Source organism: Burkholderia sp. ABCPW 111 (assembly GCF_000773065.1).
GTDB lineage: Bacteria > Pseudomonadota > Gammaproteobacteria > Burkholderiales > Burkholderiaceae > Burkholderia > Burkholderia savannae.
On the sequence record NZ_JPWT01000065.1, the window covers coordinates 1 to 13,977 of the forward strand.

16 protein-coding genes and 1 pseudogene are annotated in these 13,977 nt (G+C 65.0%); 9 read left to right on the forward strand and 8 right to left on the reverse strand.

Translation table 11 applies throughout. The features are described 5' to 3' along the window. Positions 1-103, forward strand: a pseudogene (locus X946_RS33745) (3-hydroxybutyrate dehydrogenase); the annotation flags it as partial. A 204-nt stretch (positions 104-307) separates the two neighbouring features. Here the strand turns inward: X946_RS33745 and X946_RS12950 are convergent. After that, positions 308-1,507 (reverse strand): amino acid aminotransferase, encoded by a 1,200-nt coding sequence (locus X946_RS12950; protein WP_038748148.1) that lies wholly within the window; start codon positions 1,505-1,507, stop codon positions 308-310. A 290-nt stretch (positions 1,508-1,797) separates the two neighbouring features. Here X946_RS12950 and uvrB point away from each other — a divergent pair, with 290 nt between their 5' ends. From uvrB to X946_RS12980, 6 genes are all read left to right on the forward strand, one after another. Beyond that, positions 1,798-3,888 (forward strand): excinuclease ABC subunit UvrB, encoded by a 2,091-nt coding sequence (uvrB, locus tag X946_RS12955; RefSeq protein ID WP_038748149.1) that lies wholly within the window; start codon positions 1,798-1,800, stop codon positions 3,886-3,888. A 222-nt stretch (positions 3,889-4,110) separates the two neighbouring features. Further along, positions 4,111-4,662 (forward strand): iron transporter, encoded by a 552-nt coding sequence (locus tag X946_RS12960; protein ID WP_038748151.1) that lies wholly within the window; start codon positions 4,111-4,113, stop codon positions 4,660-4,662. Between the two features lie 59 nt (positions 4,663-4,721). Then, the gene (locus tag X946_RS12965; RefSeq protein WP_038748152.1) at positions 4,722-5,051 is read left to right on the forward strand and encodes a cupredoxin domain-containing protein; all 330 of its coding nucleotides are present in this window, start codon (positions 4,722-4,724) and stop codon (positions 5,049-5,051) included. A gap of 58 nt (positions 5,052-5,109) precedes the next feature. Continuing rightward, positions 5,110-5,952, forward strand: a complete 843-nt coding sequence (locus tag X946_RS12970) for an FTR1 family iron permease (RefSeq protein ID WP_038748154.1) — start codon at positions 5,110-5,112, stop codon at positions 5,950-5,952. Further along, on the forward strand, positions 5,949-7,349 hold the full coding sequence (locus X946_RS12975) for a 4Fe-4S binding protein (protein WP_038748156.1): 1,401 nt from the start codon (positions 5,949-5,951) through the stop codon (positions 7,347-7,349). Before X946_RS12970 ends, X946_RS12975 begins: the two co-directional genes overlap by 4 nt. A 59-nt stretch (positions 7,350-7,408) precedes the next feature. Then, a complete protein-coding gene (locus X946_RS12980) occupies positions 7,409-7,819 on the forward strand; it encodes a GlcG/HbpS family heme-binding protein (RefSeq protein ID WP_038748157.1) in 411 nt (136 codons plus the stop codon). 290 nt (positions 7,820-8,109) lie between these two features. Here X946_RS12980 and hemP read toward each other — a convergent pair whose 3' ends face one another. Then, the gene (gene hemP, locus X946_RS12985; protein WP_394335885.1) at positions 8,110-8,292 is read right to left on the reverse strand and encodes a hemin uptake protein HemP; all 183 of its coding nucleotides are present in this window, start codon (positions 8,290-8,292) and stop codon (positions 8,110-8,112) included. Here hemP and X946_RS36835 point away from each other — a divergent pair. After that, positions 8,240-8,419, forward strand: coding sequence for a hypothetical protein (locus X946_RS36835; RefSeq protein WP_394335884.1), 180 nt, complete (start codon positions 8,240-8,242; stop codon positions 8,417-8,419). The genes hemP and X946_RS36835 overlap by 53 nt on opposite strands. A gap of 97 nt (positions 8,420-8,516) precedes the next feature. Here the strand turns inward: X946_RS36835 and X946_RS12990 are convergent, their stop codons facing one another. Together X946_RS12990 and X946_RS12995 are read right to left on the reverse strand one after the other, a co-directional pair. Then, positions 8,517-9,002 carry an SRPBCC family protein gene (locus X946_RS12990; RefSeq protein ID WP_038748161.1) on the reverse strand — a complete coding sequence of 162 codons (486 nt, stop codon included), beginning with the start codon at positions 9,000-9,002 and terminating at the stop codon, positions 8,517-8,519. A gap of 121 nt (positions 9,003-9,123) precedes the next feature. Beyond that, positions 9,124-9,996, reverse strand: a complete 873-nt coding sequence (locus X946_RS12995) for a pirin family protein (RefSeq protein WP_038748163.1) — start codon at positions 9,994-9,996, stop codon at positions 9,124-9,126. 123 nt (positions 9,997-10,119) lie between these two features. Between X946_RS12995 and X946_RS13000 the strand changes: the two genes are divergently transcribed. After that, positions 10,120-11,091 carry a LysR family transcriptional regulator gene (locus X946_RS13000; protein ID WP_038748165.1) on the forward strand — a complete coding sequence of 324 codons (972 nt, stop codon included), beginning with the start codon at positions 10,120-10,122 and terminating at the stop codon, positions 11,089-11,091. A 378-nt stretch (positions 11,092-11,469) separates the two neighbouring features. Here X946_RS13000 and X946_RS13005 read toward each other — a convergent pair whose 3' ends face one another. The 4 genes from X946_RS13005 to X946_RS13020 all read right to left on the reverse strand — a co-directional run bounded on the left by X946_RS13005 (position 11,470) and on the right by X946_RS13020 (position 13,885). Continuing rightward, complete coding sequence (locus X946_RS13005) at positions 11,470-11,898, reverse strand: ExbD/TolR family protein (protein ID WP_038748166.1); 429 nt, start codon at positions 11,896-11,898, stop codon at positions 11,470-11,472. A gap of 13 nt (positions 11,899-11,911) precedes the next feature. Next, entirely contained in the window at positions 11,912-12,643 is a 732-nt protein-coding gene (locus X946_RS13010; RefSeq protein WP_038748168.1) for a MotA/TolQ/ExbB proton channel family protein, read from the reverse strand. A 37-nt stretch (positions 12,644-12,680) separates the two neighbouring features. After that, positions 12,681-13,421 carry an energy transducer TonB gene (locus X946_RS13015; protein ID WP_038748170.1) on the reverse strand — a complete coding sequence of 247 codons (741 nt, stop codon included), beginning with the start codon at positions 13,419-13,421 and terminating at the stop codon, positions 12,681-12,683. A 224-nt stretch (positions 13,422-13,645) separates the two neighbouring features. Continuing rightward, the gene (locus X946_RS13020) at positions 13,646-13,885 is read right to left on the reverse strand and encodes a (2Fe-2S)-binding protein (protein WP_038748172.1); all 240 of its coding nucleotides are present in this window, start codon (positions 13,883-13,885) and stop codon (positions 13,646-13,648) included. Positions 13,886-13,977: the final 92 nt, after the last annotated feature.

Sequence of the window (13,977 nt, forward strand, 5' to 3'; positions counted from 1 at the left end):
CGTCGAGGACGTCGCGAAGACGGTGCTGTTTCTGTCGGCGTTCCCGAGCGCGGCGCTCACCGGCCAGTCGTTTGTCGTCAGCCACGGCTGGTTCATGCAGTAAGCCGTGTCCGAAACGGCGAGTGTCGGGCCGCGGCTCGGCTTCGCGTCGTTTCGCCTTGGTTCTCGCGTTGGCGCCCGCCCGCGGTTGACGACGCGCGGCTCGCGCCGCACACGACCATAAAAAACGCGCTCCATCAGGAGCGCGTTTCTCATTCCGGCGGTGCAGCCCCGCAGCGGCTCAAAGGCCGCGGCGTCGGCGTCCGGCTTACTTGAGCACCGTGGCAATCGCGCTCGCGACGACGTCGAGGTTGCGCGTGTTGAGCGCCGCGACGCAGATCCGGCCCGTGCTCACGGCATAGATGCCGAACTCTTCGCGCAAACGGTCGACTTGCGCCGACGTCAGGCCCGAGTACGAGAACATGCCGCGCTGCGCGTTGATGAAGCCGAAGTCACGCTCGATGCCGGCGGCCTTCAGGCGCTCGACGAGGCCGTTGCGCATCGCGCGGATGCGGTCGCGCATTTCGCCCAATTCCTGCACCCACGAGGCGCGCAGGTCCGGCGAAGCGAGCACCGCGGCGACGATCGCGCCGCCGTGCGTCGGCGGGTTCGAGTAGTTCGTGCGGATTACGCGCTTCAACTGCGAGAGCACGCGTGCGGCTTCGTCCTTGCTGTCGGTGATGATCGACAGCGCGCCGACGCGTTCGCCATACAGCGAGAACGACTTCGAGAACGACGACGACACGAACACGTTCAGATCCGCCGCCGCGAAGAGGCGCACCGCCGCCGCGTCGGCTTCGATGCTCTCGCCGAAGCCTTGATAGGCGATGTCGAGGAACGGCACGAGCTTGCGCGCCTTCACGACTTCGACGACCTGTGCCCATTGCGCTTCGTTCAGGTCGACGCCCGTCGGGTTGTGGCAGCACGCGTGGAGCACGACGATCGTGCCCGGCTCGTAGCCGTTGAGCGCGGCCAGCATGCCGTCGAAGTTGACGCCGTTCGTTTTCGCGTCGTAGTACGGATACGCGACGACCTCGAAGCCCGCCATTTCGAACAGCGCGCGGTGGTTTTCCCAGCTCGGGTCGCTGATCGCGACCTTCGCCTTCGGATTCAGCGTGCGCAGGAAGTCCGCGCCGATCTTCAGCGCGCCCGTGCCGCCGAGCGCTTGCGCCGTCACGACGCGGCCGGCCGCGATCAGCGGCGAATCGTCGCCGAGCAGCAGCTTCTGCACGGCGGCGTCATAGGCCGCGATGCCGTCGATCGGCAGATAGCCGCGCGGCAGGCCGGCTTCCACCCGCGCCTTTTCCGCGTCGCGCACCGCGCGCAGCAACGGAATCTTGCCGTCCTCGTTGGTGTAGACGCCGACGCCCAGATTCACCTTGGTCGGGCGCGTATCGGCGTTGAAGGCTTCGTTCAGGCCCAGGATTGGGTCGCGGGGGGCAAGTTCGACAGCGGAGAAGAGCGACATGATTGATTCGCAGCAGTTGTGAAAAGAGGGTCAGCTTCGGGCGCCGATGCGGACCGGGCGGGCCGTGAGGCGAAGCGCGGCAAAGGGCGGCGGCTCGGCGCGAAAAGCGAAGCGCGGCAACGCATCATTGTAGCGAATTCGACGTCTCCTTTCGGTCAATGTCGCGGCCGCGCACGCGCTTTTTTGCGCATCGGGCCTGCGAATCGCGAGCGCGGCGGGGCGGAGCCGGCCGAGCGTCGACGCGCTAGAATGATCTTTTGCTCCGCTTCGGCCCGCCGCCTCGCATCCACATGTCCGAACATCATCCCGACACCCGCGACGATCTCGACGAATCGAAATTCGTGACGTTCGACGGATCTCCGTTCCAGCTATACCAGCCTTACCTGCCCTCGGGCGACCAGCCGAGCGCGATCGCGACGCTGGTCGAAGGCGTCGAGGACGGCCTTTCGTTCCAGACGCTGCTCGGCGTGACGGGCTCGGGCAAGACCTACACGATGGCGAACACGATCGCGCGGCTCGGCCGCCCGGCGATCGTGTTCGCGCCGAACAAGACGCTCGCCGCGCAGCTCTATGCGGAATTCCGCGAATTCTTCCCGCGCAACGCGGTCGAGTACTTCGTGTCGTACTACGACTACTACCAGCCGGAAGCGTATGTGCCTCAGCGCGATCTCTTCATCGAGAAGGACTCGTCGATCAACGAGCACATCGAGCAGATGCGGCTGTCGGCGACGAAGAGCCTGATGGAGCGTCGCGACGTCGTGATAGTCGCGACGGTGTCGGCGATCTACGGCATCGGCAACCCGTCCGAGTACCACCAGATGATCCTCACGCTGCGCACGGGCGACAAGATCGGCCAGCGCGAGGTGATCGCGCGACTGATCGCGATGCAGTACACGCGCAACGAGCAGGACTTTCAGCGCGGCACGTTCCGTGTGCGCGGCGACACGATCGACATCTTCCCGGCCGAGCACGCGGAAATGGCGGTGCGCGTCGAGCTGTTCGACGACGAGGTCGATTCGCTGCATCTGTTCGATCCGCTGACGGGGCGCGTGCGCCAGAAGATTCCGCGCTTCACCGTCTATCCGTCGTCGCACTACGTGACGCCGCGCGAGACCGTGATGCGGGCGGTCGAGACGATCAAGGACGAACTGCGCGATCGCCTCGAGTTCTTCCATCGCGAGAGCAAGCTCGTCGAGGCGCAGCGCCTCGAGCAGCGCACCCGCTTCGACCTCGAGATGCTGCAGGAGCTCGGCTTTTGCAAGGGCATCGAGAATTATTCGCGGCACTTCTCCGGCGCGGCGCCGGGCGAGCCGCCGCCGACGCTCGTCGACTATCTGCCGTCCGACGCGCTGATGCTGCTCGACGAATCGCACGTGCTGATCGGCCAGCTGAACGGGATGTACAACGGCGACCGCGCGCGCAAGGAGAATCTTGTCGATTACGGGTTCCGGCTGCCGTCGGCGCTCGACAACCGGCCGCTCAAGTTCCCGGAGTTCGAGCGCAAGATGCGCCAGGTGGTGTTCGTGTCGGCGACGCCCGCCGATTACGAGCAGCGCGTGTCCGGCCAGACCGCCGAGCAGGTCGTGCGGCCGACGGGGCTCGTCGATCCGGGGATCGAGGTGCGGCCGGCGAGCACGCAGGTCGACGACGTGCTGTCCGAGATCACGGAGCGCGTGAAGGCGGAAGAGCGCGTGCTGATCACCGTGCTCACGAAGCGGATGGCCGAGCAACTGACCGAATTTCTCGCCGATCACGGCGTCAAGGTCCGCTATCTGCACAGCGACATCGACACGGTCGAGCGGGTCGAGATCATTCGCGACTTGCGGCTCGGCACATTCGACGTGCTGGTCGGGATCAACCTGCTGCGCGAAGGCCTGGATATCCCCGAAGTGTCGCTCGTCGCGATTCTCGACGCGGACAAGGAAGGCTTCCTGCGCGCCGAGCGCTCCCTGATCCAGACGATCGGCCGCGCGGCGCGCAACGTGAACGGCAAGGCGATCCTGTACGCGGACCGGATCACCGATTCGATGCGCCGCGCGATCGACGAGACCGAGCGGCGCCGCGCGAAGCAGATCGCGTACAACGAAAAAATGGGCATCACGCCGCGCGGCGTCGTGAAGCGGATCAAGGACATCATCGACGGCGTCTACAACGTCGACGAAGCGCGCGCCGAGCTGAAGGAGGCGCAGCAGCGCGCGAAGCTCGAGGACATGTCCGAGAAGCAGATCGCGAAGGAGATCAAGCGGCTCGAGAAGCAGATGGCCGATTACGCGAAAAATCTCGAGTTCGAGAAAGCCGCGCAGACGCGCGACCAGCTCGCGTTGCTGCGTGAGCGCTTGTTCGGCGCGAACGTGGGCGATCACGTGAGCGGGGTCGAATGAGGGCTTCGCGGCCCCCCGCCGCATTCGTTAATCTCGCTGTAAGCCTTGTCAGATCAGGGATTTAGCGGCATCTCCATTTGTTTCGGAGGCCGTTCGGTGCTACACTTGCGCCTGTATTGAGAATAGTTCGCATTAACGTTCTTCATCGCTTTCTTGTCTTTCCCCCGGGTTCCGGGTCCGCGCGGGCGGGACGTGTATCACGAGATAAAAACAGGAGTGTCAATGTTGCGTGCTTCCTTTGTTCGCAGCGGTATCGCGTTGGCGGCCGCGTGCGCTGCGCTGTCGGCGACGGCGGCGGAATACCCGATCGGCAAGCATCAGATTCAAGGCGGGATGGAGATCGGCGCGGTGTATCTGCAGCCGATCACGATGGACCCGGAAGGGATGATGCGCAAGGCGTCGGATTCGGACATCCACCTGGAAGCCGATATCCATGCGGTCAAGAACAACCCGACGGGCTTCGCCGAAGGCGACTGGATGCCGTACCTGCAGGTCACGTACAAGCTGACGAAGCAGGGCGACGCGAAGTGGAAGGCGCAAGGCGATCTGATGGGCATGGTCGCGAGCGACGGTCCCCACTACGGCGACAACGTGAAGCTGGCCGGCCCGGGCAAGTATCACCTGACGCTCGTCGTGAAGCCGCCGATGCAGGCGGGCCACACGGCGTTCGGCCGCCACGTCGACAAGGAAACCGGCGTCGGCGCGTGGTTCAAGCCGATCACGCTCGAATACGATTTCCCGTTCGCCGGCATCGGCAAGAAGGGCGGGTACTGATCGCAGAAGCAGCAAACGGACGGCGCGCGACGAGCGCGCTGTCCTTTTAGAGAAATACGATGAAATTCCCCAGAGTATTCGCATTTGCCGCCGCGATCTTCGTCGCAGGCGCCGCGCATGCGGCCGATCTGCCGACCTTCAAGCTCGAGATGGCCGACGGCAAGCTCAATCCGGCGCGCATCGAAGTGCCGGCCGGGCAGCGCATCAAGATCCAGATCCGCAATACGGGCAAGGGCGCCGTCGAGTTCGAGAGCGTGCAGCTTCGCAAGGAGAAGGTGCTCGCGCCGGGCGGCGAATCGTTCGTCGTGATCGCGCCGCTGTCGCCGGGCGAGTACAAGTTTTTCGACGATTTTCACCAGCAGGCGCAGGGCGTCATCGTCGCGAAGTAACGGTTTTCGCGTTTGACGCGCGGACAGGCCGCGCGGCGGGCGCCGGGAGGTAAAAACAATGGGTCAGATCTTGTTCATCGTCTGGCGAGAGAGCGTCGAGGCGTTGCTCGTCGTCGGCATCCTCTATGCATGGCTGAAGAACGGCGACGACGATGCGCGCCGCGGCCTGCCTTATTTGTGGGCGGGCGTTCTCGCCGGCCTGCTGATGGCGGTCGGGCTCGGCGCCGCGCTCGTCGGCTTCACCGAAGTGTTGTCGGGCGACGCCCAGGACTATTTTCAAACCGCGATGGTGCTGATCGCGTGCGTGCTGATCGTGCAGATGGTGCTGTGGATGAAGCAGCACGGGCGCTCGCTGAAGCGCGACATGGAGCGCTCGTTGCAGAAGAGCACGCAGGACGCGAACTGGTGGGGCGTCGCGGTGCTCGTCGCGCTCGCGATCGCGCGTGAAGGCAGCGAGACGGTGATCTTTCTCTACGGGCTCGGCTTCGGTCAGTCCGGACATGTCGACGGCGGCCAGATGCTCGCCGTGCTGATCGGCCTCGGCCTCGCATTCCTGACGTTCTACGTGCTGCAACTCGGCGGCAAGTACTTCTCGTGGCGGCACTTCTTCCGCGTCACCGAGATCATGCTGCTGTTCCTCGGCGCGGGCCTGTTCCAGACGGGCATCGACAAGCTGATCGACAAGGAGATCCTGCCGCTCGGCATCGCGCAATTGTGGGATACGTCGGCGATCCTCGACGATTCAAGCACGTTCGGCTCGCTCGTCGCGACGCTGACGGGCTACCGCGCTCATCCGTCGCTCACGAACCTCGTCGCGTACGCAGTCTACTGGGCGGTTGTCTATCTGCTGCTCAAGCGCGCGGCGCGACACCCGGCGGCGACTGCGGGCCGGCCGGCATGAGCGCTGTCGTCGGCCGTCGCCGCACGAGCCTCGTCGCGGAAGCCGGGCACTGGATGCAGCGCCACGGCGCGCTGATCCGCGGCATCCAGTGGATCGTGGTACTCGTCTATGCGTTCCTGATCCTCGTGCCGGCGTTCACGCCGCTGCCCGACGACACCGCGCATCTATGGAGCAACCTGACGCTCGCCGCGCAGTTCGTGTTTTGGGGCATCTGGTGGCCGTTCGTGCTGCTGTCGATGGTGATGCTCGGCCGCGTCTGGTGCGGCGTGCTGTGTCCTGAGGGCGCACTGAGCGAATTCGCGAGCAAGTTCGGCCGCGGTCGTGCGATTCCGCGCTGGATGCGCTGGGGCGGCTGGCCGTTCGTCGCGTTCGGCTTGACGACGATCTACGGCCAGATGGTCAGCGTCTATCAGTATCCGCGTGCGGTGCTGCTCGTGCTCGGCGGCTCGACGCTTGCCGCGATCGTGATCGGCTTTCTGTACGGGCGCGAGAAGCGCGTGTGGTGCCGCTATCTGTGTCCCGTGAACGGGGTCTTCTCGTTGCTCGCGCGCCTCGCGCCGCTGCGCTACAAGGTCGATGAACAGGCATGGCGCCGTTCGTACAAGAAAGGCGAACACGGCCACCGCGTGATTCCGATCAACTGCGCGCCGCTCGTGCCGCTTCGCAACATGAAGGGCGCGGCGGCGTGTCACATGTGCGGCCGCTGCAGCGGCCACCGCGGCGCGATCGAGCTGACGGCGCGTTCGCCGTCCGAGGAAGTGGTCGCGCTCGGCGACAAGCAGGCGAGCGGCTGGGACACGGCGCTCATCCTATACGGCCTGCTCGGCATTGCGATCGGCGCGTTCCACTGGACGGTGAGCCCGTGGTTCGTGCAGATCAAGCAGTGGCTTGCGGGCTGGCTGATCGACCACGACATCATGTGGCCGCTCGACACGAACGCGCCGTGGTTCGTCTTCACGCACTACCCCGAGCACAACGACGTGTTCTCGTGGCTCGACGGCTCGCTCGTCATCGCGTACATCTCCGGCACGGGTCTCGCATACGGCACGGCGCTTGCCGTGCTGCTCGCCGGCGCGGTCGCGATGCTCGGCCGCTTCGAGCGCGTGCGGCTGCACCATCTCGCTCAGGCGCTGATCCCGCTTGCGGGCGCCGGCGTGTTCCTCGGCTTGTCGGCGACGACGTTGTCGCTGCTGCGCGCGGAGCATGTGCCGCTCGGCTGGGCATCGGGCGTTCGCATCGCGATTCTCGCCGGCGCGAATCTGTGGAGCGCATGGCTCGCCTGGCAGGTCACCGGCCGCTATGCGGGCTGGACGCGCCGGCTGTTCGCGATGGCCTGGTTCGGCGCCGCGCTCGCGGTGATCGACAGTGCGTGGTGGCTGATGTTCTGGGGATTCTGACGCGCTTCGAGCGCTATGATGCAGCCGTCGATGGGCTCTCATCACGAAGGAGTGTCGAGATGAAAACCAAACCCGTTTTGACGAGCGATGACGTGAAGAAGATGGCGACCGCCGCCGAGGCGTTCGCGGTTGCGAACCAGTGGTCCGTGACGGTTGCGATCGTCGACGACGGCGCGCATCTGCTGTATCTGCACCGGATGGACGGCGCCGCGCCGAGCACCGTCGAGATGGCGATCAGCAAGGGCCGCACGGCCGCGCTCGGTCGTCGCGAGAGCAAGGTCTACGAAGATATCGTGCTGCAGGGGCGCGTGTCGTTCCTGAGCGCGCCGCTCGTTGGCCTCGTCGAGGGTGGCGTGCCGATCATCGTCGAAGGCGAGACGGTCGGTGCAATCGGCGTGTCCGGCGTGAAATCCGAGCAGGACGCGACGGTCGCCCGCGCGGCGATCGCCGCGCTGATAGGCGCCGGCTGACCCCGACGGCGGCATTTCATTCGTCGGCATCCGCTCAATCGTCGGCACGAGCCGGCGGCGGCCGTTCGCGCGTTTTCGCTTCGCAAGCCGTGCAAGCAAAAAAAGCGACGCGCCATCGGACGCGTCGCTTTCTCTTTCACGCAGTGAGAACCCCAAAAAAAGCGGCTTGGCTTGCTATAACGGCTGCTTGAATATGTTTGCACGAAGGGGTCTAGACTCGCGTGCAAGCCGTCATGGCTGGCTAATGCCCAACACCTCTCGTAGAGGTGGTCCCCACAATACTCGGTTCGTTACTTCGTCAGAATCAGCTTGCCCAGGCGGGTGGCCCGCAACTGGTAGGTTTCGCCGTTGTGCGCGATGCTCACGTGGCTTTGGCCTTGCAACAGCGCATCGCTGCTCACCACGCGCTGCCCGGCGTTCGTGGCTGCCGCGGGTTTCGCTGCGGACTTCACCGGTTCCGCCGGCGTCGTCACGGCCGCCTTGGGGCGGCTGCTGGATGCGGTGCCGCCCGGGCGGCGCAACGTAAGCGTATTGGAGCGCATAGGTTCGGTCATTCAGGCGATTGGTGAGTTGCGATTCGATGGAATGAATTCTAAATGATAACCATTCCCATTTACAACGTAAGTTTATTGATCGGAACCTGGATGTCGATAGGCATGGGCAAAGAGGGCGACGGATACGCCGTCGCCAGGCATGGTCAATGCAGCGGGTCCGGGTCCTTGCGGCCCTGCGTGTACTCGCGAATCAGGCGGACGGTATCGATGTCGGACGTGCGGTAGGCTTCCTTCACGATCTCGTGCGTCTGGCGCGCGTCTTCGCTGTCGTTGCTGACGGGCAGCGTCGTCCGGTATTCGAAGCGCAGGAATAGTTGCTGATCGTCGCGCTCTTCGATTGTCATCGTCAGCGAGCCGCCGATCTCGCCGTCGGCCGCGTGGATGTCGTAGCGCACCTGCTCGTTCGGCGTGAACGTCACGCGGTCGCGGACCGTCGCTTTGCCGTAGTGCAGCTCGCGCTCGAGCGTCGTCTCCGTGCGTTCGTGGACGATGCAGCGGTCGAGGCCGATCACGAAAAGCTGCGGCTGCTCGGCGCGCAGCACGAGACCTTCCCATAGCTGCGCGCGAGTCAGCGTCGGCAGGGCCGGGTTGTCGGCGGCGTTAATCTGGATCAGATGTTCGAAGTTCAAAGCGGCGGATTCCTTCTGTAGTGCGGCCCTTGCCGGGCGCGAGAAGATATTGTGACGTAAATCCGCTGTAGTGGCGGACGTTGCCGCCCTCCGTCGTTTGGCCGACGCGCGCCGCCGGTGCCTAGGCGGGAATGCGGCCCATGCGGCCCGTCTGATAATCGACGACCGCCTCGCGGATTTCGTCCTCGGTGTTCATCACGAACGGGCCGTAGCGCACGATCGGCTCGTTGAGCGGCGCGCCGCCGATCAGCAGCAGTTCGAGCGGCGTGTCGCCCGCGGCAAAGACCACGGTGTCGCCGTCTTCCGCGTACACGACCATGTGGCGCGCGTCGACCGCCGTCCTGTCGGCGCCGTAGAATCCGCCGCCCTCGATCGGATAGGCGAACACGCGAAAGCCAGCCGGCACGGGCTGCTCGACGAGCGCGCCGGGCGACAGCGTGAAATGCAGATAGAGCATCGGCGTGCGCGTCTCGATCGTCGCGCGCGCGCCGAATGCATCGCCGGCGATCACGCGAACTTTCGCGCGGCCGTCGGCCGATTGGGCCGTGGGAATGCGCGCGGCCGGGATGTCCTGGTAGCGCGGCGCGATCATCTTGTCGCGGCGCGGCAGGTTCACCCAAAGCTGGAACGCGTGCGCGTGGCCGCCCCGGCGCGCGAATTCGGGGTCGGGCAGCTCGCTGTGGACGACGCCCGCGCCCGCCGTCATCCATTGCACGTCGCCGGGGCCGAGCGCGCCCGCGTGGCCCGCCGAATCGCGATGACGGAACCAGCCGTCGAGCACGTACGTGACCGTTTCGAAGCCGCGATGCGGGTGGTCGGGGGCGCCTTTCGCATCGCCCGGCGCGTAATCGACGGGCCCCATTTCGTCGAGCAGCAGGAACGGGTCGAAATCCGTCAGCAGGCGGGTCGGAAACGGGCGGTGAACCACGAAGCCGCCGCCTTCCGTGGTGCGAAGCGAGGGGTAGGTGCGCTGGATCGAGCGGGCGATAGTCATGGGAGGGCTCTAGGAATGGCTGGGAATAGCGATATTTTTGCAACGTAAGGCTATTATATTGAGCGAATTGCCGATTAAATCTGCTCGATTCGCAATGGATCGTTGTGGAATTGGAACGATGAAATGACTATCGACGCACATAACCTGAACGACTTGATGTACTTCTCTCAGGTGGTCGAGCACGGCGGCTTCTCGGCCGCGGAGCGCGTGCTCGGAATCTCGAAGTCGCGCCTGTCGCGGCGGCTCACCGAGCTCGAGGCGACGCTCGGCGTGCGCCTGTTGCAGCGTTCGACTCGCAAGCTCGCGTTGACCGAGGCGGGGCAGCTTTTCTATCAGCATTGCCAAGCAATGTTGTCCGAAGCGCAGGCCGCGATGAATGCAGTGCAGCAACTACGCTCGGCGCCGCGGGGCACGGTGCGTGTGAGCGTGCCCGTTACGTTGTCGCAGACGATGCTTTCGCGTCTGCTGCCGGAATTCCTGCGCCGCTATCCCGAAGTGCGCGTGCAGATTCGCGTGACGAATCGCGTGATCGATCTCTTCGAAGACTCGATCGACGTCGCGCTGCGCGTGCGATCCGAGCCGCCGCAGAACGCGAACATCGTCGTGCGGCCGCTGTGGCGCACCGAGCAGATGCTCGTCGGCGCGCCGAGCCTGCTGCAGCAGAACGCGCCGCCTCTCGTGCCCGACGATCTGTCGAGATTCGACACGCTCGATACGCCGTCGGGCGACGGCCGTCACGTATTCAACCTGATCGCGCCGGACGGCACGCGCCACGCGCATGAGCACGAGCCGCGCCTCGTGACGGCGGATCTGATGTCGATCCGCGAAGCGGTGCTCGACGGGGTCGGAATCGCGGCATTGCCGGAGTCGATGTACGGCAATGCGCTGCGAGCGGGGCAACTGTCGCCGGTGATGCCGGGCTGGACGCTGCCCGTGCCGCAGCTCTACGCGGTGTTCGTGTCGCGGCAGGGGATGCCGCCCGCCGTGCGTGCGTTCGTCGACTATCTCGTCGAGAAGCTCGACAGCGAAAACTACAAGGAGCCCAGCTGCCCGGAGCGCGGCGCGAAGGACGCGGACATGAAGATTTCGATCTGACGAAATCGGAAGCTCGCGTGTGCATCGGTTTTGGCATTTGACGCGCGTCACGCAATCGGTAGTTTCAATCGTCGGCTGCTTGAATGCGTGCGCGGCTAGGCCTATATTGGAATCCCATTTCGTGAGGGAAGGTGCCAAGCGAAACAAGGTGGCCGCATATGTTGCGAGCCAGATAGGGCAGACCGCGCTAGTCCGTGCAGACCACGGCATGTCGCATCGCGTTGCTCGGCGTGCAGCAGTCAGGCCGTCGGGTCCGCCGCCCGAAGGCGCCCGTGCGCGCATGAAAAAAGGCCTTCATCTGGCGATGAGGGCCTTTTACTTTGTGCCGCGTGCGTTTGTGCCGCGTGCGTTTATCGCACGCGGCATGCAACACGGCGATTACTTCGCGTTCGACTTCGGCTCGGTCACGAAGCCGAGCTTCGTCAGGCCGCCTGCCTGCGCGGCCGACATCACTTCAGCGACCTTTTCGTACGCGACCTTGCGATCCGCGCGCAGATGCAGCTCCGGCTGCGGCGTCGTTTGCGCGGCTTGCGCGATTCGCGCCTGCAGATCGGTTGCGTTCACCGGATGGTCGTCCCACAGAACCGTGCCGTCGCTTTCGATCGCGACGTCGATCGTCTTCGGCTTCACTTCGACCGGCTGGCTGCTCGCGCGCGGAAGGTCGATCTTCACGGCGTGATGCATCGCCGGAATCGTGACGAGGAAGATGATCAGGAGTACGAGCATGACGTCGACGAGCGGCGTCATGTTGATCTCGTTCATCAGGCCGTCGTCGTCATCGTCGCCGAAGCTGGTGTTCATTGCCATCGCGAACCTCCGCTCAGTTCGCGCGCGCGGCGAGGCGCAGCCCGTCGCGCTGGGCCGACGACGCGAGGCGCGCGCCCGTCACGAAGTAGGCGTGCAGGCCATGCGCGAAGCGGCGCAGGCGGCTCACGATGCTCTTGTTCGCGCGCGTGAGCGCGTTGTAGCCAAGCACGGCGGGAATCGCGACGAACAGGCCGAACGCGGTCATGATCAGCGATTCGCCGACGGGGCCGGCGACCTGATCGATCGACGTCTGGCCCGTCGCGCCGATCACGAGCAGCGCGTGATAGATGCCCCACACGGTGCCGAACAGGCCGACGAACGGCGCGGTGCTGCCGATCGACGCGAGAATCGCGAGCCCGCTCTGCATTCGCGCGATGCCTTCGTCCATCGTGTCCTTCAGGCAGCGCGTGACCCAGTCGGACACGTCCATCCGGTCGTGCAGGTGCGGCTGTGTCTGATGGTGATGATCGGCGGCCTCCTGGCCGGACAGCGCGAGCGCGAGGAACGGGTTGTCCTGCGTCGACGACGATGCGCGGCCGAGCTTCTTCACGCCTTCCTCGAAATCGTCCGAATGCCAGAACGACTGCTCTGCATCTTTCGACAGACGCTTCAGGCGAATCACGTTCCAGCCTTTGATGACGATCACCATCCACGACAGGATCGACATCACGAGGAGTGCGATCGCGATGAACCGCGTAACGAAGTCACCTTGCGCCCACACGTGCGCGATTCCGTAGCTTTGCATTTCCTTTCCTTGTTGTTTCTTTCGGGTGTTGCCGAGATTAGTCGGTCAGAGTGAAGTCGTAGGGCTGCGTGTAGGCGGCGCGCATCGGCTGCCCGTTCTGCATGTATGGCTGGCACGGCGACGAGCGGATCGCGTCGAGCGCCGCGTCGTCGAGGCGCGCAAAGCCGCTGCTCTGGACGACTTGCGCGCTTTCGATCTTGCCCGTCAGGCCGACGACGAAGCGCACCTTCACGACGCCCGTCTCGCCGCGGCGCTTCGACAGCGTCGGATATGCAGCCTTCGCGATTTGGCAGGTCAGATGCGCGCCTTCCTTCGGCGCGACGATTTCCATCGTCGGGCGGCTCGTCGGCGCGCCGGCGGGCGGCGCTGCCTTCGCGCTCGTGTCGGCGGGAGCCGCGGGCGCGGGCGGTGCGGGTTCCGGCGCGGTGATCGCGTTCGGCGATGGCTCGTGCGACACGGGCAGCGGCGTCGGACTCGGTTTCGCGACCGGCCGGGGCGCGGGCGCCGGCTTCGGCTTGACCTTCGGGACGGGTTTCGGCGGCTCGGGCGTCGGCGCCGACTGGATGCCGACCGGCTGTGCGACGGGCGCGCTCAGCAACTGGGCGGTGATCGTCTTCGACTCGAGCGATCGATGCGGTGCGTCGTTGCGCATCAGCAGTGCGCCGGTCAGCAGGATCGCGTGTCCGGCGAGAACCGCCACGGCAGCGGTGACGACGCGGGGATTCATACGGGGAAAAACCGGCGCGGAGGCGGCCGGCAGGGAATTCGAAACCTGCATGTTAGCTTCGTAGCGCGGCGGCGCGCGTGATGTACGCCGCGAAGTGCGGCATCACTTGCGGAAGATCAGCAAAGAGATGCACACAGTAGTCACGAATCCGATCAGCAATTCCATTACGGGCTCCTTCGCAGGTAGGCCGTTGGCTCGCGCGGGCAGGCTTGCTGACGGGCTGGTAAAACGAGAGCGCGGCGCGCGCGGTGCCGCGTGCGATCCTGGCGCGCCGGTCAGGCCGCCTTGCGTTCGTAGAACGCGATGGGAACCGGCACGGCGGCGTGGTGCTCGACGCCGCAGCGGCTCGCACAAACGCCCTGTTCCGCCATGATGTCGCGCACGGTTTCCTCGCACTTGCCGCAGCACGTAGCGACCCCGAGTTCGAACTGGAGTTCGTCGAAAGTGTCCACGCCTTCCGCGAGGGATGCGCGAATCTTCCGATCGGAAACGGACTTGCACACGCAGACGATCATGATGGAGCGCGATAGCTAACGTTAATGCGAATTATTATCATTATATTTGTGGGGCTTGGCAAGCGCGGTCCCGGGTTTTTTGTAACAAAACC